Genomic DNA, 20,729 nt, shown 5'->3' with positions numbered 1-20,729 from the left:
TTCATCTCGCCACCTTAGCGCTAAGGAAGCTCTGCAAAAGTTACTGCGCAGCCCATCTGCTTTGTCGCGTGCTCGCTCGTCGCTCGCCTATCTACCTGATATGTCTCGCGACTCGCTCCGCGGCTTCGCGCATCTGGGCTTGCTCGCGACACTTTTGCAGAGCTTCCTAGCGCTTTCGGGACAGGCATGCTCCGGGATTGCGTTTCCGGCGCGAGAGTGCCTGGGCCGTGATGACACGGTCACGCGAGCATCACGATCTCATCGCGCGGTTTCGGGGACTCGCGAGTCCAGAAGCCGAGCGCCCGCAACCGGTCCCGCCGCGCTTGCCGTTTTCGTTCCCGCTCTCGCTCTTCGCCGTGCAAGCGAAGTTGAAAATAAGCGATGACCGCGAGGTGATAGAGAAACCAAAGAATAGGAATCCAGGGTTCCATGCGTCTATCGGCCGGCCACACCGGCCGTCCCCCCACATCGTAAACAATATAAGCATCTTACATCGCCTTTATCGACGATACCAACGGCTTTCAGGATAACCCTTGACTTTGCGATCCCCTCACGGATACTAGGACCTATGAACTCTTTCATTCTCACCAACCAACTTCTCATCGCCATGCCCGGTCTCGCGGATCCTAACTTCCATAAGACCGTGACTTACGTGTGCGCCCACAGCGATGAAGGCGCGATGGGCATCATTATTAATCGGCCAACCAACATTAATTTGGGCGAGGTGCTTACACAAATGGAGCTTGTGCCCACGAACCCGAAGATCAGTGATCTTCCGGTGTTTCAAGGAGGACCCGTTCACCGCGAGCGCGGTTTTATCATCTATCAACCTATGAGTCACTGGGAATCCATGATCAAGGTCAGCGATGAGTGTGGGGTCGCGACCTCTCGGGATATACTCGAGGCAATCTGCCACGGCAACGGGCCGCAGCAAGCGTTGGTTGCTCTCGGATATGCGGGTTGGGGCGCCGGGCAACTGGAGCGCGAGATGGCGGAAAACGCCTGGCTGAACGGCCCCGCCAATCAGGAGATCTTGTTTGAAATAGCTCCCGAACGGCGCTGGGAGTCGGCGGCCGCCTTGATCGGTGTCGATATCGACCGGCTAGCGCCGGATGCGGGCCACGCATGAATGCCGCCTCGAGCAGCGTGCTCGGCTTCGATTTCGGCACCAAGCGCATCGGTGTGGCGGTGGGACAGACCATCACCCGCACGGCCAATCCGGTCGCAACGGTACGCGCCTCGGATGGCAGGCCGGATTGGTCCGCGATTAACGCCTTGATCGACGCCTGGACGCCCGGTTCGATCGTGGTAGGTATGCCCGTCAACATGGACGGCAGCGAGCACACGCTCGCGCCGGCGGCGTTGCGGTTCGCGGGCCAGCTCGCGGGCCGTTTTGGCCTGCCGGTTTATACGGTGGACGAGCGGCTGTCGTCGTACGAGGCTCGTTCCCGGGAGCCGGAGAGGAAGCGCGGTCCGGTGGATGCGATCGCGGCGCAAGTGATTCTGGAGACGTGGTTCGCAGATCCCGCGCCGCACTCGGAGAGGGACCCACGTGTTGAAAACGGCGATTGCTCATTCTGAAGTCCTGGATCTCATCACCCGGATGGCGGTGGACCTCAAAGCCCGGATGCGGCCCGGAGCCGCGCTGGTCGGGATCCATACGGGGGGGGTCTGGGTGGCCGAACATTTGAACCGCCACTTGGGCCTGCCGGATCCGCTCGGAGAACTCAACATCGCGTTTTATCGCGATGACTTCAGCCATATCGGGATGCATCCGAGCGTACGCCCCTCGACCCTGCCCTTCGATGTGGACGGGCGGCATATCGTACTCGTCGATGACGTCCTGTTTACCGGGCGCACGGTTCGGGCGGGGCTAAATGAGATCTTCGATTACGGCCGTCCGGCGAGCGTGATGCTTGTGGTCTTGGTCGATCGGAGCGGGCGGGAGCTTCCGATTCAACCTGATGTCACTGGCACGACGATGGATCTGCCCACTGGGCAGCACGTCAAGCTCATTGGCCCGGACCCGCTATCGCTGGTAGTCCACAGAGCCGCATGAAGCCGCATCAGATCCAGATTGATGAGCAAGGCCGCCTTAAACACTTTATCAACATCGAAGGACTCCCGCGTGATTTATTAATCGCGATCCTCGATGCCGCGCAGTCCTTTGCCGGTGTCGGAGAGCGCGCGATCAAAAAACTGCCGCTGCTGCGCGGGAAGACCATTGCGAATCTGTTCTTCGAGCCGAGCACGCGCACGCGGACGACCTTTGAGCTGGCGGCTAAGCGGCTCTCGGCCGACGTCCTCAATATCAACGTCCAAAGCTCCGCCACGCGCAAGGGCGAGTCGCTTCTCGACACCTTGCGCACGCTCGAGGCGATGCACTGCGATATGTTTGTCGTGCGCCACCCGATGAGCGGCGCGGCGCAACTCATCGCCTCGCATGTCGCCCCCCACGTCCGGGTGATTAATGCCGGTGATGGCTGCCACGAGCACCCCACCCAGGCGGTGCTCGATTGTTTTACCGTCCGCCGGGTCAAGGGCGATCTCTCCAGTCTGGTCGTCGCCATCGTGGGCGATGTCCTGCACTCGCGCGTGGCGCGATCGGACATCCACGCCTTGAATATTCTCGGGGTGGGGGAACTTCGCGTCGTGGGACCGAAGACCTTGATCCCATCCGGCGTCGATGCGCTCGGCGTGCGAGTGTTTTACGATCTAGAGCCGGGACTCCGCGATGCGGATGTGGTGATCGTGCTTCGCCTGCAAAACGAGCGCATGCAGGGGGCCTTGCTGCCGAGCGCCCACGAGTATTTTCAGACCTATGGCTTGACCACCGCGAAGCTTGCCGCCGCGAGACCCGATGTAACCGTAATGCACCCGGGACCGATCAACCGCGGCGTCGAGATCGACACCGCGGTCGCCGATGGCCCGCATTCGGTCATTCTGCAGCAGGTGAGCCACGGGATCGCGGCGCGCATGGCGATCATGTCGATCGCCATGGGCAGTCAGGCGGCGCCGCGCCGGACACGCTGAGATGCGGTTGCGGATTACAGGCGGCCGCATCCTCGACCCGGCCCAGAATCTCGATCGAATCCATGATCTCTATGTCGCCGCGGGACGGATCGTCGCGATAGGCGATCCGCCCGAGGGGTTTACCGTCGAGCGCGAGATCGATGCGCGCGGTCGCATCGTGTGCCCCGGTTTGGTCGATCTGAGCGCCAGGCTTCGGGAGCCTGGTGAAGAACACAAGGCGACGATCGCCACGGAGACCCGCGCGGCGGCGATGGCGGGTATCACGACCCTCTGCTGTCCTCCCGACACCGATCCCGTCATCGATACGCCCGCGGTGGCCGAACTGATTCACCAGCGCGCCGAGCAAAGCGGCCGCGCACGCGTGGTTTGCCTCGGGGCGCTCACCCACGGGCTCAAAGCGGAGCAATTGGCCGAGATGCGCGCGCTCAAGAGAATCGGCTGCGCCGGGGTAAGCAATGCCTTGTCGCCCATCGCCAATACCGAGGTCCTGCGGCGTGCGATGGAATACGCCGCGACCTGTGATTTAACCCTGTTCCTGCACCCGGAGGACCCGTGGCTCTCACAAGGGGTAATGCACGAAGGGCCGATCAGCACGCGGCTCGGTTTACCAGCGGTTCCGGAAACCGCGGAGACGATCGCGCTCAGCCGCGATCTCCTGCTGCTCGAACAAACGGGCGTACGCGCCCATTTCTGCCGCCTATCGGCGCGGCGCTCCGTTGAAATCATCAAAGCCGCTAAGGACCGGGGTCTGCGGATTAGCGCCGATGTGAGCGCCCACCACTTGCATCTGATCGATGTCGATGTGGGCGACTACGACAGCAGATGTCACGTGCGACCGCCGCTGCGATCCCCGCGCGATCGCGATGGCCTCCGCGAGGGGATCAAGGACGGAGTGATTAGCGCGATCTGTTCGGATCACCAGCCTCACGATCGGGATGCAAAGGATGCCCCGTTCGAGGCGACCGAGCCCGGTATCTCGGCGCTCCAGTCGTTGTTGCCCTTGACACTGGCCTTGGTGGACGACGAGGTTTTGAATCTTCCCCGAGCGCTAGCCGCAATCACCTGCCATCCCGCGCGTATTCTCGGGATCGAGGCGGGGACACTGCGCGTCGGCGCGGGCGCCGATATTTGCATCTTTGACCCCGAGGCGCACTGGACATTGACCGAAGAGAACATCGCCAGCGCCGGTAAGAATACGCCCTTCAAGGGGTGGGATTTCAAGGGCAAGGTCATGCACACTCTCTTCGGTGGAAAGCTGGTGTACACGGAAGCGAGCCGATGAACGCTACGCGGGGAACGCTATTCGTCGAAGATGCGGAAGTCATCAGCCACGAAACGCACGCGGGTGGTCAGCACCTATTGAGGCTTTTATCGCCGCAAACCGCCGCCCGCGCCCAACCGGGCAACTTCATTCACATCCAGTGTGATGCGGCGATCCTGATGCGGCGTCCCATGTCCATCATGCGGGCCGAGCGGCGCCAGGGACAGATCGATATCCTGTACAAGATCCACGGCCTTGGGACCGAGCTGCTGGCCAAAAAACGCCCCGGCGAAGTCCTGAATCTCGTGGGCCCGATCGGCGTCCCGTTCAAGTTGAGCGGCTATCGCCCGCGGCCGCTGCTGATCGGAGGGGGCGTCGGGATCCCGCCCATGATTTTCTTGAGCGAGCACATGAAGGGTCAAGGGGCTCGCGTCAAGCCGCTCATCCTCATGGGGTCCGAGGTCCCGTTTCCGTTCCGGCCGCGTCCGTCGCAGTTCCTGGTTCCGGGACTACCGGCGGAGGTGATCGCGGCGATGCCGCTCATGGAAGATTGGAGTTTCCCGAGCCGTTTGGCGAGCCTGAAAAGCCTGCCCGGTTGCTTTGAGGGCTATGTCACCGATCTCGCCCGCTATTGGCTCGACGCTCTCGATGCCGGCCAACGCGCGGACGTCGAGGTCTTCGCCTGCGGACCGACCGCGATGCTGCGCTCCGTGATCGCGCTGGTCCGGGAGTATCGGCTTCCTTGTCAGGTATCGCTCGAGGAGTACATGGCCTGCGCCGTCGGCGGGTGCGCAGGCTGTAACGTTCGCATCAACACAACGAACGGCCCGGCGATGAAGCGTGTGTGCGTCGATGGGCCGGTCTTCGACGCCGCCAGCGTGGATTTCTGATGGACGCACCAAAACGCCGTAAGTCGTCTTGTTCAACATTCAAGACGTTAGTATCTAGCTTGCCCAGTCCGGTGCAGGAGGCCTGCCTGGATAAAAGTGCACCGGCTTCATGGCCAACGTACAACCTCATAGCTTGCGTCTCATGCTCCGGTCAAACGTTCGGGGGGAGAGGTGGCCTTTCACGTCGCAGTCAGCTCCGCCTCTAGTGGCTTGTCCTTCCTAAACCGGCTCACGCCAAGGATGCTGAAACCGAGCACATTACCTTGCATATCGACCCGTTCCATCACGGCATCGTGGGCGGTTTCTTTCATATAGCCCGCTCCCTCGCGGAACTGGACTTCGAGGTAATCCGCTTCCGCGTCGAACCACACTTTTACTTTCTCGGCCACAGGTTTTCTCCAGCTTTCGGTTTGTCGGTCAGGTAGGCGGTGATCACAAAGGCATCGTTCGTGACGTACTTAACCACAACGCACAACCACTTGCCATCCACCAATGTCTTTGCGTAGAACGCATAAAACAACCGTACGGCTTCGTCCGAGCGCGACCGCCGAACAAACTGCGGCTTTTGCATCACCCGCTCGATTTCCTGTTCCATACCCTGCATTTCGGGATGGTCCAAAATGTGGCCAAGCCGTTCGTCCGTAAGCCGCACCTTGTTTCCGAAGCAGTCCTCCAGAATCTTCATTCTCCCCGCTCTCCGCATCGCGGCCCATGCGGTACTTGATGTCGTCAAATCAGCAGCGGTCTCAGCTCGTCACCGCGTAATCGACACCACGCCGGTTCTCCACACGCTGGGAAGCATTCAGCACTTCCAGGCCGACGATATTGCCCTCCTTGTCGTAGTCGAGGATCACGCCGGGTTTGTCCTCATCACTCTCTTCGATAGCCACGTCGCGGAAAACAATCCGGAGCACGTCCACTTCAGGGTCGTAGGTCACTTTCATGCTGTCCTCCAGTATTTCTCAATCTTATCCGTCCGGTAGATCCAGTTCTTTTTCCGCAAAGAGGTAGTACGGAGAGTGGTCTTATGCAAGCTCGAACACGTCCAATGGGACGGTCCTGGCGGGGCGGCCCGCGCCATGGACCAGCAGGCGAATGCGCTCGGTGGTCTCGCGCGAGAATGCCGCCTCTCCGCAACGCATACAGATCCGTGCTGGAATATGCTCCACCAACACGCGGCGGCCATCCACTTCCAGCACTTCGCTCACGAACTCGTCCCTGGCGGTTTCGCCGCCGCAGATATAGCATTTAAACGTTGACATGGTTACCTTCGTTCTCGAAACTCGGCCCACTCGGGCCGGATCCGGTTCATACAGTGTAATGATTCTTGTCGTCTCCCAGTCGGCCGCCGATACCTGAATATGCAAAGGGCGCTCAGCAGATGTAAGGCCCAGTAACAACACGCGATTACATCGTTTCAACGATACGGTTACGTCAGAATCACTGAAGGTGTCATGCTATTGCTAATTCGTCATTCCAGCGCAAGCTGGAATCCAGGCTTTTTACTCTGCTTGTGGATGCCAGCTTTCCATCCTCGGGGCGCCAAGCAGGGCCCGTCCCTGGCCCTGGCTTTCGCTGGCATGACGGGAACATTAACTGAAACGCATTACTAGGTGAATACTTGTCCTCTCGATACTCCTCGATGATCTCCGCTCGCGCGCCCGCGGTACGGATCTCCTGCTCGCTGATGTTGCGTTCGACCGCGCGCATGAAGGTGTGCCGGCTGAAGTCGAACCCGCCGGCAGCCAACTGCTGCTGGATCCGGGCGAGCGTTTTCATTCGTCCCTGCCCCGCATCGTGGTTTTTCTCCCTCTCCCTCCGGGAGAGGGTTGGGGTGAGGGGGATCAAAATCATCGACGAAAGCGTTTGATTTGATTCCCCTCATCCTATCCTTCTCCCTGAGGGAGAAGGGACTCCCAGACTTTGCTGAAGTGGTTCCGTACAGCATTGGATATGTGAGAATCTAGTGATCTTGTCCTCCTAGTCCACGGCCGCTTCCACGTTCGGCAGTTTCATTCGTTCTCCTCCGCGCTGCGGCCCATGCGGTACTTGATGTCGTAATTGATGATGAAGTCCAGTTTCTCCTCGGTGAAGCCGTAGTGGCGGGCGAGCACTTGGTCGATTTCGTCGATGATGGGCTTGCTCACCTTGGGATAAATGCACTGCACAGTCAAAGTGTCATGCTGAAAGCGCATCCTGCGATCCACGGAGTTCCGATCCAATTCCTCCATCAGGGCATTCGCAAGGTTCAGTAGAGATTTCCGCGCTTGGCTTCCCGCGAGAGCGTCCAAGTCGATGAGAAACGCATCGACCTCGTTTGTTTACGTGGCGGCAGTCAGAGAAAACCGTCACGAACCAGTAAAACAGGTTTGCGTTTAAGCAGCAAAGAGCCAGTTCTGCATGATCCTGATTCTCGAACCGCAACGCCTTGAACTCTGAGGGAGGGCGCCGTTGCCCTTTCCTATCCACGACGCGCGGCTCGAAGTCAAGAACCTGCAGAAAGTAACCTACCTTGAGTAGAACACTACATGTTGGCCCGTACGTAAATAGAACACGCTCAGATGTCTTTGCTGTCTTGCCAGTTTGTTGATGACTGAGTGCTCTAGCTCCGGGCATAGCTTGGGGAGAGTGCTTTCCACCAGCTGTGGCGCAGTATTTGTGAGCTGTAGTTTGCCAAATAAGGTTTGCCGTTCATCAGCCATCCACTTGCTGTAGCGCGTCGAAAAGCGCTTCGCTGCGCGCACAGGTAGGCCTAAGAGATGGATGGTCAGCCGAATGCTCCAGACCATCGAACAGGCGCGAAGGACGGTCATCATAGCAGCTTATCATGGTACGGGATCCCCATAACGCGGCGTTATCATCCAAGGTGTGCCGGGCACGGCGAGCGATGCGAGCGGCTGGGCTCGGCGTCCCCGAGCGGAATCAATCAGGCCAACGCCAAGACACACCGTCCAGTCGTCCGGCACACTTTCTGGGCGTGGTTTCGGTAAAAACTTCCCATAGCCACCGGCAGTTATTACCGGCGCGCGCTGCGTCAGAGAAGCTCATTAAGGATGGGGCGAGCATTTAAGCCCTTAAAAACGAAAGCCTTAACATCAATGCGAGATGCTTGGCACTTGGGTTGCCGAAGTTTGCGTATGGCTTGCGCGCGACAACCCGAGGGTTGAGACATGTTAAATGCTGATCCCATCAAGGCCACCGAGGAACAGAGATCCCAGTTCAGCCTCTTCGGCAGTTGGACGATTGACGCGTTGGTGTTGGGCGGTACGCTTGGGTTGGCGTTTCTCGGCGTGGCCATCACCTATGTCAATACGGACCTGAGCTACCTGTACTGGCTCACGATGGTTCCGGTGTTCGGCACCCTTTGTTTCATTGCTCAGTGGTCGCGTCGCCGGGACACCGAGGTCAAATGGCCCAGGTTATTGCTCACCCAGGTATTGCACTGGGGCGGGCTCCTGCTCGCTGTGGAGTTGGCTTACACGCTACTGAGCGCCGGCAATATCCCTCGCCATACCACCGGCATGGTAACGCTGCTCCTGTTTGCGCTAGTGACTTTTCTCTATGGGGTACACCTGGATCGCCGATTCCTGGGCGTAGGGGTGTTTCTCGGCCTCAGCTACGTGGTCATGAGCTACCTGGCGGCATACATCTGGATCTTGCTGATCATCGCCGCGCTCATGGTGACGGTTGCGATCTTCATGACGAAGCGACTCTATTCGCAGCGGGCCGCGACCGGTCCGGTGACCCGCGACGTACCAGCCACTCCAAACGTTACAAGCGATACGACGGAGTAACTCGGGGGTGTAAGTGTATGAAGACGACATTTACTGAGCGGATGGATCTACCGTCAATCTGCGCCATGCTGGTCGCCATTGGCGGTTGTGTCGGGGCACCACCCACGGATACCGTTTCACCCGCGGAGGTTGCCGTCAATCGGGCCATCGAGGTAAAGGCCGGGGAGTACGCACCGCTCGAGCTGCGTCTGGCTCAGGAAAGCCTCGAGGGTGCCAGGCAGGCGATGAACGACGAGGACTACGAGCAGGCCCATCGGTTGGCCGAGACGGCACTGGTGGACGCGCAGTTGGCAGAGGCCAAGGCACAATCGGAGGCTGCCCGGAAACAGGCACAAGAGATCCAGTCCACTATCGATACGTTGCGCCAAGAAGCCGAGCAGCGGGTTAGGTGACGGACCGGCGCATCTCCATCAGAGGCTAAGTCCATGGCACTTTTTACTGACGATATATCCGCTAAATCGGTGCGAGTCCTGGCCCTGGGGATGTGTGCCTTGTGCGCCGCCTGTGCCGGTCCCAACCTGGCCTTGCAGCAGGCGCAACAAGAGTATGCGTCCGCCCGGCAAGACCCGGAGGTGGCTAAGAACGCCTCGGTGGCGCTGCATGAGGCAAAGCAGGCCCTCGACCAGGCCGGGCAAGCCGGCGAGGAGGAAGAGATCGAGCACCATGCCTATATCGCCCGTAAGCGGGTCGGGATCGCGCGCGCGGAGGCAGAGAGGAAAATCGCGGAGGCTCGCGCCGAGCAACTCCTCAAGGAGCGCGGGCAAGTGGTGCTGGACGCCCGTACCCGGCAGGTGGAAGAAGCGACGGCGCGGGCCCTGGCGTTGCAAGAAGAGCTCGCTGCGCTCCAGGCCAAGCAGACCGAGCGCGGTCTTGTGCTCACACTCGGCGATGTGCTCTTCGAATATGACAGAGCGAGCCTGAAGCCTGGGGCCCAACAGAATCTGTATCGCTTGGTCACGTTCCTCAATGAGCACCCGGATCAGAATGTCCTGATCGAAGGGCACACGGACAGCAAGGGCTCCGATTCCTATAATCTAGACCTCTCGCAACGCCGTGCCCAGGCAGTGCAGGACTTTTTGCTGAGGAATGGGATCGGTGGCGAGCGGATCGCTGCACACGGTTATGGCAAGGCCTATCCGGTCGCCTCGAACGAAACCGTAGCCGGCCGCCAGCAAAATCGGCGCGTGGAGATTGTGATCTCCGAACATCCCCGGCAGGTCGAACTCATCCGAGCGGAATAAGGTCATTGGCCGCTCCTTTGCCGCATTCGATAGGAGCTTTCTCATGTATACGTCCCTTGAGCCAATGCTCGCCTTTGTGGTCGGGATCTTGATCTTGCTCGTGCCTGGGTTTTTAGGCCTGATGGCCAAGTAGCAATGCGCGGCTGCAATGAGCTACAAGAAACTATCCGATCTCCCTAGATCTCTCCGGCACGAGTTTCCTCGACGCGCGCAAGAGATCTACCGGGCTGCCTATAATCGCGCTTACGAGGTTTGCATGGCCTCGGAAGATCTCCACGACGATCAAGCGATAGCAGAGACTGCCCATAAGGCGGCTCTATTAGCGGTCGAGATGGAATATGAGAAGGATGAGCAGGGCCGCTGGCGACGAGCACCGATAAGCGAACACATGGACAAGGAAAAGATCCCCCCACCCAGGTAGCTTCTGAGCCTAGGGAATGCTTTTCTCATGCCGATTGGTTCCGTTGCAAGAGGCTAACTTGAACAATAGCCAGTGTGTTCGTGCCGCCGCTCGCCGTCAAAGTTACCTACCCATCGATAGTTCTTACATACGGCGACCGCTTCATACAATCGGCTGCTATCAAGCGCAAGAATAAATCTTTAATGTTTAAGACTTATCATCGTACGGGTCATGCGGCGCGGAGCTTGCCTATCCGGCTGTACATGACAAGCGGAATGCTGTGTCTCGGCAGCGAACCTACACGCGTTGAATGAACGCGTCCCGCGCTTGAACGCATAGTACATTGGGAGACTGCGATGAAACTAGACATACATACAGGTAAAATTAAACGCCAGCGGCTGCAGCTACGCCAGGCGATACGGAAATTGAAGCGGTGGGGCGACGAACCGGAGGATGCGGACTCGGACATCGCCCCGCTACGTGAGTGCTATCAATATACCGTCGGTGAAGGCAACGAGGATAACTATCTTCTTAACTGAGCATATTCCGGACGGTGCGCCCCAAGGGCGATGCGATGGCGAGGTGCTCGCTCGCGCTGTTCCACTTGGAGGAAGAGAGGAAGGGTAGGGAAAAGGTGGCCCCGATGGTTGTACAATGCTACTCTTAGAAATGGGCCTTTCGCACATAGCCGATAAACGCTGTAATCGCGACCAAAGGGGAGACCACGATGAGTGAAATTATGTTGATAGTCTTAGGCGCCGCGGTGATGTATTTTTTCGATCCGGCGTCCGGAAGACAGCGCCGCGGGTGGCTACGCGACCAATGGGACCGTGTGGCCAAGAAGGGCGTGGCGGCGGCCCCAACCACGGCAACGGCCCCGCGTTACACGGCGGCGGAGCAATCCGTCGCCGAGCCAACACCCTCGGACAGGGCTGCGGCGCCGCCTACCGATGAGGCCTTAGGCGCTCGCCGGCAGGGTGGCGAGATCGCCGAGGAACCGGGAGATGCCGCGAAGAACGTCCAGCCCTGAGCGCTGGCCCGAAATCGCTGCAAGCATGAATAGACACGTTTTTCGTCACGCGTAGCGCCGTCTAGCATCCAGGGGGGTCACCATGAAAGTAGGCGCCTTAATCGGCTTGGCTATGCTAGTCGTGCTGCGGGCGCATGCTGAAGAAATCGGGTGCGTCTCGACCACCTTCAGGTTCGTCGGCGCCAACGATAAAGTCTGTGTCGAAGCCTTCGATGACCCCAAGATCCCCGGGGTTTCCTGTCATATCAGTCAGGCTAGAACCGGGGGCATCAAAGGACCTCTTGGGTTCGCGGAGGACCCCTCCCGGTTTGCGATCGCGTGCCGTCAAACCGGCCCTATTGTCCTGCCGGAGAAGATATCGGACGAACAACAGGTCTTCAGTGCCGATACCTCCATTTTGTTCAAAGAGACGCAGGTCCACCGCATGTACGATCGTAAACGCAACACCCTGGTGTACACCGCCATCAGCACCAAAATCATCGAGGGATCGCCGATGAACTCGATCTCGACGGTGCCTATCGTGCGCTGGAGCGGCGCAGGGGCACGGTAAACGGTAATAAGGGGACTTCCGCGGCTCCTTACTGTGCCTTCGGCGAGTGACTCAGAAATAAAAGTGCAATCCCGGGCCAAAGTATTCGATGTCGCGGTCATAGAATTGTCCGTTCGGCGAGCGCCCGTTGAAATACTCCATCACCAGCTGCAAACGCCGGGCGGCGAGCCATTCGCTACGAACTTCAACACCGGCGCGCGCCGAATAGTTGACCCCCCAATCCGATTCCTCAAACGACTGAACATCGAGCGCCACGATCGGATAGAGGAGATTAGAGTAGATCGGGTCCGGGCTCGTGATCTCGAGGCCGCCTTGCACCATCCAGGGATCGAGATCCGGTTCGCTGTCGAAGATCGCGCCGCCTCCCGCATAGAACCGGAGCCAGTCCCACGGTTTCACGGACAGCCTGAGGTCCGCGCCCTCGTAGGAGAGATTGATCCGATCAACGGGTTCGGGTTTCCGCAGCAGGAATTCATCGCCCAGATGCGAGCTTTGGTGGAAAACCCGAACCTGTGCCGAGAGCGGCCCATAGCGCGCACTGATCGGCAGCCCCACGAAGAAGTCGGAATTGATCAGATCGGAGGAGTCCGCGTTGAGGTCAAATATCGAGAATACCCCCGCTTGGAGCCCGGCCTGCCAATCGATGCCTAAACCACGCCAGCCATAAAACGGTATGGCGGCGCCGAAATTCGGGGCGCCCACGGTCCCGAGCTCCTCGTCACCCTGGTAGAAATGAAGGCTCGCCGAAAAACGCGGCCAGCGCGGATCGGCGATCAAGGGGTCGAAGATCGCCGCCCGCGGGAGCCATCCCGTGGTTTCCGAAAGAGTAGCGCTCGGCGGCGGTGTCGGTTTGGCCGAAGAGGATACGCTGCGCGCTTCCGCCGGTGCTCCGACCAGCTCGACCTCTAGGCCGTCGATGGCGCGCAGCGAGGCGAGCACCTCTCCTGTATCCTGTCCCTGGAGATCGGCGCTCTGCAATCGCAGCTTTCCGTTTTCGACCTGGAGATCACGGGACAGCAAACCGAAGCCGGTCTCGAGAACGGCCGCCGCGTAACCCGCAAGATAGCGATCATCGGGAGCGGCCCTCGCCGTGAGCGCGATCACCGATAGGATCAAGGCGGCAATTGCAAGGATGATGGTGTTAGTTCGCGTAATAGTCATGCATTTCACCTTACTCAAGAATGGGCCTGGGAAAGCGAACTGCTGCGCACTCCGTACTGCCGCAGGCGGTTATAAAAGCGTCTTCACGCTCGCGCCGCTCGCGCAGCGGCGGCAGATGGAGCGGAAAGATCTTCCCGCAGCTTGCCTTGGGTGACGGCTTTCTCGGGAATGCGGTTGGTCGCGGCGATCACGCGTACATCGATCTCGATGAACTTGGGGTACAGGAAGTATAAACCATCTCTCTGGTGAGTCGAAGCGTGAGAACCGGGGCCCATCAGGCAGCGCCCGCCGCCGGAGGTTGCCCTGCCGGTGAGCGGATCGCGACCTGCGATCTTCGAGGTGTTTCCAATGCTGGTTTGACGTCGGCACGACAGTTCCCCTGCCGGAGTCATGGACGACTCGGCATCCGCGCCGAGAGGGTGAGGAGAAGAGCCTGATCCGTCAGGGCCAGCTTAGGGAGTGAGGGCATCGCGTCGCGGAAGGGTTGCGGACGCGGTCTTTGCCGCACCGCTGACGACCTGGTGGACAAATCCAAGTTTTTCGACCGCCTTCGGCGAGAGGACGAACGGATACAGATCCGGCTGGCCCATACTGCGGTTGATGCTGTTGATCGCATAGGTCAGCGGCAACCAGCTCGCCACCATCGTATCGATGGACTGCGGCCGGTAGTCCGTGACCCCGCTCGGCGTCTCCGCACGGCGATTACAACTCCGAGACGCGTTCGCCCATATCCACGGGCGTAGCTCGCCGCTTCCTCTCTCTTGAGCGCTAGGACGACTCCGGCCAGCGAGGTCTCGCTGCAATAAAAAGCCTAGCGCGCAGCAATGCAGGCGGCCAAGAAAGTTCAAACATGGCCCATGTGCCTGCGCGAAGGTTGTTTAGTAATAGTCAGAAGCTTAGCTTGATCACGCAAAACCATTGCTCTATTGATCCTGGTAGTATTTTCAGGGCGATGCATAACTTGCTGATCCGCTATCATGGGGCAATGACCCTTATCAAAGCCGGGCGCAGTTTCGAGACGCCCTTTCGGAACGTCAAGGATGAACTGCTGGTTGTCCGCATCCAGTATCAGGGCGTTCCACGGAATCGCGAAAAGCTTGTCTCCCGTATTACCGAGAACGCCCCCGAAAGACAGGACAGCGTAGCCCACGCTGCCGCTCGGCACGTCAATCATGATGTCCTGGATCTCGCCGAGGGTCTCGCCCTGGCGGTTGACGACGGGATCGCCCGCTAGCGTGTCGGCGGCCATCAGTTGAGGTCCAGGCCCACCGTTATTGGCGTGCCCGCCTATGATCTTCGCACCACCTGTACGCGCGCCTGAAGTCCCGGTGGTCGCCGTTGCCCTGGGGCTGGCTCTCAGCTTCTCGCCCGTGGCATCCCCGATTTTGGAACTTGGTCTGTCGATGCTCATACATGTTCCTCCGGTCAATGATTAAACAAGTCGAAAACGACGGATAGCAGTCCCCGCATCTATTCGTAGTAGTTTTCTTGATATACCCAATGGTTTCTCCTCACAACGCCGTAACGGCATAGGACGCGAAGAGCTGGCCCGGGCTCGCCTCACCCGGTGCGTCGTAGTATAAGGAGTGTAATTGGACGTCCGCAGGCGGATAAAGCCGCTGTCCTTCCACTAGAGTATCGTAAGACTCGCTCCCTAGGAGCCGATGCACCTGCGTCAGGTAGAGTCGATCGAGTACCCGGTCGGACAGCAAAGTTGCCAGCACTTTGGGTCCCCCCGTCGAATAAATGAGATTCAAACCCTCCCCGCGCAGGGCCTCGATCAAGGCTTGACCCCGCACACGCCTGCCTTGGCCGGCGACCATCACCCTGGCGCCCTGGGCTTCGATCGCACGTATCCGGGCCGCATCGACGTCGGATCCTGTCGCGATATAGACCCGGCCGTGACGGCCAATCAGGAACTCCATGAGGGGAATATCGAGGCTTGCACTCAAGACCACAACCGCCGGTTGCGCCGCAAGGCCTTGGGCCTGGCGCCAATCGCGTAGATCCTGATACGCCGGTTCCTCACTCAGAGGCAAGATAGCCTGGGCATCGCCTCTGGCGAACTGCCGCACATACCGTCCGGTGGTGAGCAACACGTCCGCCTGGGCGGCCAGTTCCTCGAAGAGACGCCAGTCGCGAGCATTGGCGATTTCGCCCGGCACCACCGCGGTGCCCGTCCGAGGACATTCTAATGCGATCCGGCCATCGAGGCTGGCGATGAAGTTGGTATAGACAAACGCCCGTGAAGGGTCTCGGACTGCACGAAGATTGTGGTTTAAATAAAGCCGCTCCAACGGCACCGTTTCAACAGGCGCGGGGAATAGTTTCATCACGGTCATCTGCAACCGCCCTTTCTCCCGGAAGACGGGAACGCTTTCGGCCTCGATGGAAAATCCGGACGCGCGTCTTCGCACCCTTCACTGATCGGTTGCCCGTCCCCTCCGGACTAGACGCCTGCCATTAACGAGGCTCTTCGACGATGGCGGACGGTGTCTGCATGGTGGCTTCGCTTTCAACCTCACCCTGGGTGCGAGGTTTTGCGCTGGAAGCGCCGCCCCACTCCTCGCATCCCGCCAGTAACAGCGTTCCCAGCGCGAACAGGGTAATCATAATCCGGTTCATAGCATGTTTCCTTATAACATTAGTCATGAAGTAACGTTGGATTTGAACTTTCCGGCTTCCGCCCGCGAGTCAGCGGGAAGGCAACTGGGGTGACTCGCGGGCAGGTTTCGCGCGGCTGCGGACAGGCGACCCTGCCTGAGCCGGGGAGCTATTGAATCGTTGCTCGGCTCCCCGCTTCCAGAGCCTAGCTTCCAGGGGTTAGTGACATTTTCCCAGATTCTATAACCGCGTACTCATCCTCGCTGAGTTCACCATCAGCGTTAGTGTCCACCTTGGGGAACGCCGCGGTCAGACCAGGCACTTCCGCCGCTTCCTCTGCGGTGATGCCGCCGCTCTTGTCTTTGTCTACTGCAGCGAATGGAGGCACCGGAGACGCCGCCCCTTCCGTCGCGGGCATAGTTTCCTCTATAGCCCCAGCCCCTTCCGAAGGCACGTCCTCCGCCGCCCAGGCGGCGCCCGAAAGTAAAGCCGCGAACACTAAGCTTAAATAACTTGATAGCTTCATTCTGAACCTCCTTACTTAGGCATTGTTGTGGATCCCAGGATCCCTGGTAACAGGGCCATGGTAGTCCAGATCAGACAAGGCCCGTGCCACACCCATGGTTAGTCGATTAACAATAAATATGTCAATAAGATAAGACTATACCTCGCACGAAAAGGAACCCCGCCATTGTTAGTGCGCCGGTAAGATATACATCGCCAAAGCAAAACCTACTTGCAAAACTTACTTACACAGTCTTTCGCGCACGGCCCTCCGCAGAACGCTACCTTCAGCGCTTACGCGCGAGCGTGAGCCCGTCGGCCACCGGGATCATGCTCAAATCCACGCGCGAATCCTCCTTGAGATGGAGGTTGAAACGGCGGATCGCCTCGGTCGCTGGGTCCTGCGCGCCTGGGTCCGCCACCCGGCCGCCCCAGAGAACGTTGTCCACGAGGATGAGCCCGCCGGGCCGCAGGAGCCGGAGGCTAAGCTCGTAATAATCGATATAGGATTCTTTATCCGCGTCGATGAAGGCGTAATCGAAGGTGCCCGCGGCGCCCTCAGCCAGGAGTTGTTGCAGAGTCTCGACAGCGGGTGCCAGGCGTAATTCGATCTTGCCGGCGATCCCCGCCTCGCGCCAGTAGCGCTCGGCGACGGAGGTCCATTGCGGGTTGACGTCACAGGCAATAAGCTGTCCATCAGGCGGTAAACCGAGGGCCACGCAAAGTGAGCTGTAACCCGTGAAGACGCCGATCTCGATGGCCTTTTTAACGCCAAGTAAACGCACCAACAGTGTCACGAACTGCCCCTGCTCGGGGGCGATCTGCATGTTGGCTTCCGGGTATGACGCCGTCTCCACGCGTAAGCGCTCAAGAACCTCGGGTTCCCGGGAGGAGACGGAGAGCAGATAGGCATAGAGCGCGTCGCTCAAGCGGATGGTTTTGTTGGTCATGACACGGCCCCGGTTATGCAAGCTACATGATCATACGTTAACCTAAAGTCATGCCAAAAGAACTTAAAGAACTTACCGCCATGAAAAATCTCGGCCCGCGTTCGAACCGCGATCCCTGGACGGTTTTGCAACTGACGGACCCCCATCTCTATGCGGATCCAGGCGGCCTTTACGACGGTTTGAATACCTCGGAATCGCTGCGCGCGGTATTGACCTTGGCACAAGCAAGGCAGTGGCCGCCCGACGCGCTGGTGCTGACCGGTGATCTGAGCCAAGATGGTAGCCGAGCCGCCTATGCCCGGCTGCGTGAATGCATCGGGGGCTTGGGAGTCCCGGTATATTGCTTGCCCGGAAACCACGACGATAAGGGCGCGATGTGCCAAGTGCTTCCGGGCAGCAACATCCACGCGGTCGACCATGCGCAGGTCGGGGAGTGGCGCTGCGTTTTTCTTGACACCGCCGTGGCCGGCCGAGAACACGGCCATTTGAGCGCCGAGCAAATCGCCCGTCTCGATGAGCGATTGTCGGCCGAGACGGGGCATCCGGCCTTGGTGTTCATGCACCATCATCCGGTCGCGATCGGGAGCCTGTGGATGGACGAGATAGGGGTGGATAATCCCGCGGCCTTCTTTGAAGTACTCGACCGCCATACGCAGGTACGCGCGGTGCTCTGGGGCCACATCCACCAAGAGTTCGCGGCGCTGCGAGAGGGCGTGCAGCTTCTTGGAACCCCCTCCACTTGCGTGCAGTTTACGCCGCGGACCGATCGTCACCAGCGCGATACGCTGAGCCCCGGCTACCGTTGGCTACGGCTGTGGCGCGACGGACGGCTGGAGACGGGTATCGAGCGTTTGGAGCACTAGCGACCGGCCAAGACTAGCATGCGCTAATCCTCGGCATCACCCTTTAGGCTCCGCGATGCGATCTCTTAGATAGACCGGCAACGCCTGCTCCGCCGCCACGATATCCCCCTGACGAAAAGCATGGGCGCCGAGCAGGGCGATGTCACGGGCGGAAGGATACTGATGCGGGTCCGCACCGTGAAGCCGTTCTCCAAGCCGCTTCCGCAACGCCTCACCGTGATCCGACCACCCGCTGCCCACTCCGAACCAGGTCCCCGTTTCGGGGAGGGGGACGGCCGCCGGGCGAGCCACGCATTCGGGCTGTGTAGCGCACATGATTCCCGAGGCGTCGAGCTCATAGATCCCCCAATAGACTTCGCCCATACGAGCATCGATTACGCTCAGCACTTGTCGCGATCCCGTTTGTCTATGTGCGCCTTGCGCGAGCGCCGCCAGAGTGGAGACCGGCGCGACGCCGAGATCGGCGCCCAGGGCCAGCCCTTGAATCACACCGGAAGCGATGCGAACCCCGGTAAAAGAGCCCGGTCCGCGGCCGAAAGCGAGCCCCGCGAGCGAGGTCAGCGTCAATCCGGCCTCGCGAAACAGCTCGTCGATCATGCGCAGGATCAGCTCGCTGTGGCGCCGGGGCGCGATCTCGAAGCGCTCCCGCACCTCATCGCCCAGGAGAAGCGCCGCGGAACAGGCTTCGGTCGAGGTGTCGATGGCGAGGATCTTGAGGCGCATGGTGTTGCTGCGGGAATTGCCGATGGCTACAGTATGCCAAACCAAGACCGGTTTCAAAAACGCGCCCCTCGCCCTTTTCCGCCTCTTTCCCGTCGGCGGCGATCAGTACGCAACGATCCCCCGAGGGATCCCTTAAATAAAACACACGCATCCCTGACAGACGGGGTGTCCCGTACCGTGCTAACCTTGCTAGTTAGCCCGCGTGGCAGTTGCCCAAGGCGTTTGAACGCGAAGGGTCCCTCCTTGCCAAACATATGACTGAGTTGCCGTTTTGTTTCTCTCGTCATGCTGACACAGAGAGGCAGGTGCCTGCCTTTATCAATCCCGGAATGGAGTGACAAAGATCCCGAGTTCGGCTCGAACTCGCACACCCTTGAACCACCGCGAACCAGCGGCTAAATCAGGATTAGGTTCGTATGGTTAACGGCATTCTGGTCTTATCTCTCCGCCGGCTGGTTTATCCAACAGGCGAATCGTCCTGGGTATGCTGCGTTACGCTATATCGCGCAGGTTAAGGCTGGAGCTGGCGTTAGCAACGCCCGTCGTGATGGGGCAGGATGGCCGTTCTTTCAACGCGGATGGCATTCGCTGGTCCACCGGCTTCGACGTTTGTGCGGGCGAATAACTCGAACCGATGCGCTTCGTTCCTCAGCGGATTCTGTCATAGCTTCGTCAAGCCCCCTCGCGCGACTTGACAGGGATGCGGTACATGCGCATGCTTTCCATAGAATCATGGCTATGCCATGGAGTCGATGATGCGGAAACCAAAGAACCTATCTCTCGAACCGGATGCGATCGAACGCGGGCAGCGTTTACGGACGACTGCATGGGAAGAACCTCTCGCAACTCGTCAACGACTTTCTCCGCGCCCTACCGTTGGAACCGGCAACCACGCGGGAGATCTCGCCTCTGGTCCGGCGCCTCCGCGGAGTCGCCACCGGTGGGCGGACAGGCCGCGAGGAATATCGGGGGCACTTGGCACGGAAGTATGGAGGGCGCTGATCGGGTGCCGGGAACCCCGGTCCTCGGGAGTCACCGCGCGGCGCCTGCCTCGGGGCCCTCGTGACGGTCCGTGCTGCGCCGGCTATCCCCAAACTTCTCATCGACACGAACGTCGTGCTCGACGTAATACTCGAGCGAAAGCCATGGGTAGAAGACGCGACGGCACTCCTCGACGCCATCGCGAAAGGCCGTGCCGAGGGCCACATCGCAGGCCACACCGTCACGACTGTCTACTACATCGTGGAGCGGGAACGAAATCGCTCCGTAGCGCCGCCCGCCATTAATGACCTCTTGCAGTTGCTGAACGGGGTGCCGCTCGGCAGCGCCGACTTCCAGCGCGCTCTTGGCCTCGGTCTTCGGGATTACGAAGACGGTGTCCAGGCCGCTGCCGGCCTTCAGGTCGGGGTCGACTACCGGGTGACGCGCAACGCGAAGGACTTCAAGGGTGCGCCGGTGATGCCACGCTCGCCGGAAGAGATCCTGGGACTCTTAGGCTCCCGGCAGACGCCCTAGCCCGAGTAGATCTCGACAGGGCGGAACGCCGAAGGTGGTTCCGCCGAAAGATTTGCCATGTGGCGGATCGCCCTGACGGACATCCGCCCTGTCATAGCTTTGTCAAGCGCCTTTTTTTCTCTTAGTTATTCCCCATACCGAATCTTTCACACTTGATTTTATCGAAAAGCAAGTATGCTTGAGGGCATGGACAGAGTGTATTGATTCGTG

31 protein-coding genes are annotated in these 20,729 nt (G+C 59.6%); 15 read left to right on the top strand and 16 right to left on the bottom strand.

Annotation, left to right across the window (positions count from 1 at the left end):
- Positions 1–239 precede the first annotated feature (239 nt).
- Complete coding sequence (locus tag M3436_11165) at positions 240–431, bottom strand: hypothetical protein (protein MDQ3564667.1); 192 nt, start codon at positions 429–431, stop codon at positions 240–242.
- A 137-nt stretch (positions 432–568) separates the two neighbouring features.
- On the opposite strand from M3436_11165, the gene M3436_11160 reads away from it, so the two are divergent.
- From M3436_11160 to M3436_11135, 6 genes are read left to right on the top strand one after another with little or no spacing between them, the layout of a single operon-like run.
- Entirely contained in the window at positions 569–1,129 is a 561-nt protein-coding gene (locus tag M3436_11160; GenBank protein ID MDQ3564666.1) for a YqgE/AlgH family protein, read from the top strand.
- Positions 1,126–1,581 carry a Holliday junction resolvase RuvX gene (ruvX, locus tag M3436_11155; GenBank protein MDQ3564665.1) on the top strand — a complete coding sequence of 152 codons (456 nt, stop codon included), beginning with the start codon at positions 1,126–1,128 and terminating at the stop codon, positions 1,579–1,581. The genes M3436_11160 and ruvX overlap by 4 nt, the downstream gene beginning before the upstream one ends.
- A 22-nt stretch (positions 1,582–1,603) precedes the next feature.
- Positions 1,604–2,059 (top strand): bifunctional pyr operon transcriptional regulator/uracil phosphoribosyltransferase PyrR, encoded by a 456-nt coding sequence (pyrR, locus tag M3436_11150; protein ID MDQ3564664.1) that lies wholly within the window; start codon positions 1,604–1,606, stop codon positions 2,057–2,059.
- Positions 2,056–3,033: an aspartate carbamoyltransferase catalytic subunit gene (locus tag M3436_11145; protein ID MDQ3564663.1), complete on the top strand. Its 978-nt coding sequence runs from the start codon at positions 2,056–2,058 to the stop codon at positions 3,031–3,033. Before pyrR ends, M3436_11145 begins: the two co-directional genes overlap by 4 nt.
- 1 nt (position 3,034) lies before the next feature.
- Complete coding sequence (locus M3436_11140) at positions 3,035–4,315, top strand: dihydroorotase (GenBank protein ID MDQ3564662.1); 1,281 nt, start codon at positions 3,035–3,037, stop codon at positions 4,313–4,315.
- Positions 4,312–5,184: a dihydroorotate dehydrogenase electron transfer subunit gene (locus tag M3436_11135; GenBank protein ID MDQ3564661.1), complete on the top strand. Its 873-nt coding sequence runs from the start codon at positions 4,312–4,314 to the stop codon at positions 5,182–5,184. Before M3436_11140 ends, M3436_11135 begins: the two co-directional genes overlap by 4 nt.
- Positions 5,185–5,363: 179 nt before the next feature.
- Here the strand turns inward: M3436_11135 and M3436_11130 are convergent, their stop codons facing one another.
- The 6 genes from M3436_11130 to M3436_11105 all read right to left on the bottom strand — a co-directional run bounded on the left by M3436_11130 (position 5,364) and on the right by M3436_11105 (position 7,415).
- A complete protein-coding gene (locus M3436_11130) occupies positions 5,364–5,573 on the bottom strand; it encodes a DUF2283 domain-containing protein (GenBank protein MDQ3564660.1) in 210 nt (69 codons plus the stop codon).
- Positions 5,558–5,869, bottom strand: coding sequence for a DUF4258 domain-containing protein (locus M3436_11125; protein MDQ3564659.1), 312 nt, complete (start codon positions 5,867–5,869; stop codon positions 5,558–5,560). The genes M3436_11130 and M3436_11125 overlap by 16 nt, the downstream gene beginning before the upstream one ends.
- A 61-nt stretch (positions 5,870–5,930) precedes the next feature.
- Positions 5,931–6,128: a DUF2283 domain-containing protein gene (locus M3436_11120; GenBank protein MDQ3564658.1), complete on the bottom strand. Its 198-nt coding sequence runs from the start codon at positions 6,126–6,128 to the stop codon at positions 5,931–5,933.
- An 81-nt stretch (positions 6,129–6,209) separates the two neighbouring features.
- Entirely contained in the window at positions 6,210–6,446 is a 237-nt protein-coding gene (locus M3436_11115; protein MDQ3564657.1) for a type II toxin-antitoxin system MqsA family antitoxin, read from the bottom strand.
- Between the two features lie 190 nt (positions 6,447–6,636).
- Positions 6,637–6,963 carry a DUF4258 domain-containing protein gene (locus tag M3436_11110; protein MDQ3564656.1) on the bottom strand — a complete coding sequence of 109 codons (327 nt, stop codon included), beginning with the start codon at positions 6,961–6,963 and terminating at the stop codon, positions 6,637–6,639.
- Between the two features lie 233 nt (positions 6,964–7,196).
- Positions 7,197–7,415 carry a hypothetical protein gene (locus tag M3436_11105; GenBank protein ID MDQ3564655.1) on the bottom strand — a complete coding sequence of 73 codons (219 nt, stop codon included), beginning with the start codon at positions 7,413–7,415 and terminating at the stop codon, positions 7,197–7,199.
- A 939-nt stretch (positions 7,416–8,354) separates the two neighbouring features.
- Between M3436_11105 and M3436_11100 the strand changes: the two genes are divergently transcribed.
- The 7 genes from M3436_11100 (at position 8,355) to M3436_11070 (ending at position 12,199) form a co-directional block, all read left to right on the top strand.
- Entirely contained in the window at positions 8,355–8,978 is a 624-nt protein-coding gene (locus tag M3436_11100; GenBank protein ID MDQ3564654.1) for a hypothetical protein, read from the top strand.
- A 17-nt stretch (positions 8,979–8,995) separates the two neighbouring features.
- Positions 8,996–9,370, top strand: coding sequence for a DUF4398 domain-containing protein (locus M3436_11095; GenBank protein ID MDQ3564653.1), 375 nt, complete (start codon positions 8,996–8,998; stop codon positions 9,368–9,370).
- A gap of 33 nt (positions 9,371–9,403) precedes the next feature.
- Positions 9,404–10,219, top strand: a complete 816-nt coding sequence (locus M3436_11090; GenBank protein ID MDQ3564652.1) for an OmpA family protein — start codon at positions 9,404–9,406, stop codon at positions 10,217–10,219.
- Between the two features lie 148 nt (positions 10,220–10,367).
- Positions 10,368–10,640, top strand: a complete 273-nt coding sequence (locus tag M3436_11085) for a ChaB family protein (GenBank protein ID MDQ3564651.1) — start codon at positions 10,368–10,370, stop codon at positions 10,638–10,640.
- A 335-nt stretch (positions 10,641–10,975) separates the two neighbouring features.
- Entirely contained in the window at positions 10,976–11,158 is a 183-nt protein-coding gene (locus M3436_11080) for a hypothetical protein (GenBank protein MDQ3564650.1), read from the top strand.
- A 188-nt stretch (positions 11,159–11,346) separates the two neighbouring features.
- On the top strand, positions 11,347–11,649 hold the full coding sequence (locus M3436_11075; GenBank protein MDQ3564649.1) for a hypothetical protein: 303 nt from the start codon (positions 11,347–11,349) through the stop codon (positions 11,647–11,649).
- A gap of 82 nt (positions 11,650–11,731) precedes the next feature.
- Positions 11,732–12,199, top strand: a complete 468-nt coding sequence (locus M3436_11070) for a CreA family protein (GenBank protein MDQ3564648.1) — start codon at positions 11,732–11,734, stop codon at positions 12,197–12,199.
- Positions 12,200–12,250: 51 nt separating this feature from the next.
- Here M3436_11070 and M3436_11065 read toward each other — a convergent pair whose 3' ends face one another.
- The 8 genes from M3436_11065 to M3436_11030 form a co-directional block, all read right to left on the bottom strand.
- On the bottom strand, positions 12,251–13,360 hold the full coding sequence (locus M3436_11065) for a DUF1207 domain-containing protein (GenBank protein MDQ3564647.1): 1,110 nt from the start codon (positions 13,358–13,360) through the stop codon (positions 12,251–12,253).
- A gap of 83 nt (positions 13,361–13,443) precedes the next feature.
- Complete coding sequence (locus M3436_11060) at positions 13,444–13,752, bottom strand: sigma 54-interacting transcriptional regulator (protein MDQ3564646.1); 309 nt, start codon at positions 13,750–13,752, stop codon at positions 13,444–13,446.
- A gap of 60 nt (positions 13,753–13,812) precedes the next feature.
- Positions 13,813–13,989: a putative zinc-binding metallopeptidase gene (locus M3436_11055; protein ID MDQ3564645.1), complete on the bottom strand. Its 177-nt coding sequence runs from the start codon at positions 13,987–13,989 to the stop codon at positions 13,813–13,815.
- 215 nt (positions 13,990–14,204) lie between these two features.
- Positions 14,205–14,654, bottom strand: a complete 450-nt coding sequence (locus M3436_11050) for a PRC-barrel domain-containing protein (GenBank protein MDQ3564644.1) — start codon at positions 14,652–14,654, stop codon at positions 14,205–14,207.
- A 217-nt stretch (positions 14,655–14,871) separates the two neighbouring features.
- On the bottom strand, positions 14,872–15,777 hold the full coding sequence (locus M3436_11045) for a dihydrofolate reductase family protein (GenBank protein MDQ3564643.1): 906 nt from the start codon (positions 15,775–15,777) through the stop codon (positions 14,872–14,874).
- A gap of 46 nt (positions 15,778–15,823) precedes the next feature.
- On the bottom strand, positions 15,824–15,985 hold the full coding sequence (locus tag M3436_11040) for a hypothetical protein (protein MDQ3564642.1): 162 nt from the start codon (positions 15,983–15,985) through the stop codon (positions 15,824–15,826).
- 184 nt (positions 15,986–16,169) lie between these two features.
- Complete coding sequence (locus M3436_11035) at positions 16,170–16,490, bottom strand: hypothetical protein (GenBank protein ID MDQ3564641.1); 321 nt, start codon at positions 16,488–16,490, stop codon at positions 16,170–16,172.
- Positions 16,491–16,755: 265 nt separating this feature from the next.
- Entirely contained in the window at positions 16,756–17,418 is a 663-nt protein-coding gene (locus tag M3436_11030; protein ID MDQ3564640.1) for a class I SAM-dependent methyltransferase, read from the bottom strand.
- Between the two features lie 50 nt (positions 17,419–17,468).
- Between M3436_11030 and cpdA the strand changes: the two genes are divergently transcribed.
- Positions 17,469–18,281, top strand: coding sequence for a 3',5'-cyclic-AMP phosphodiesterase (gene cpdA, locus M3436_11025; protein ID MDQ3564639.1), 813 nt, complete (start codon positions 17,469–17,471; stop codon positions 18,279–18,281).
- A gap of 36 nt (positions 18,282–18,317) precedes the next feature.
- Here the strand turns inward: cpdA and tsaB are convergent, their stop codons facing one another.
- Positions 18,318–19,004, bottom strand: coding sequence for a tRNA (adenosine(37)-N6)-threonylcarbamoyltransferase complex dimerization subunit type 1 TsaB (tsaB, locus tag M3436_11020; protein ID MDQ3564638.1), 687 nt, complete (start codon positions 19,002–19,004; stop codon positions 18,318–18,320).
- Positions 19,005–20,066: 1,062 nt separating this feature from the next.
- Here tsaB and M3436_11015 point away from each other — a divergent pair.
- Positions 20,067–20,519 (top strand): PIN domain-containing protein, encoded by a 453-nt coding sequence (locus M3436_11015; GenBank protein MDQ3564637.1) that lies wholly within the window; start codon positions 20,067–20,069, stop codon positions 20,517–20,519.
- Positions 20,520–20,729 lie beyond the last annotated feature (210 nt).

Source organism: Pseudomonadota bacterium (genome assembly GCA_030859565.1).
Classification (GTDB): Bacteria; Pseudomonadota; Gammaproteobacteria; order JACCXJ01; family JACCXJ01; genus USCg-Taylor.
Note: the sequence above shows the minus strand (reverse complement) of the source record. Positions and strands in the feature narration are given on the sequence as shown.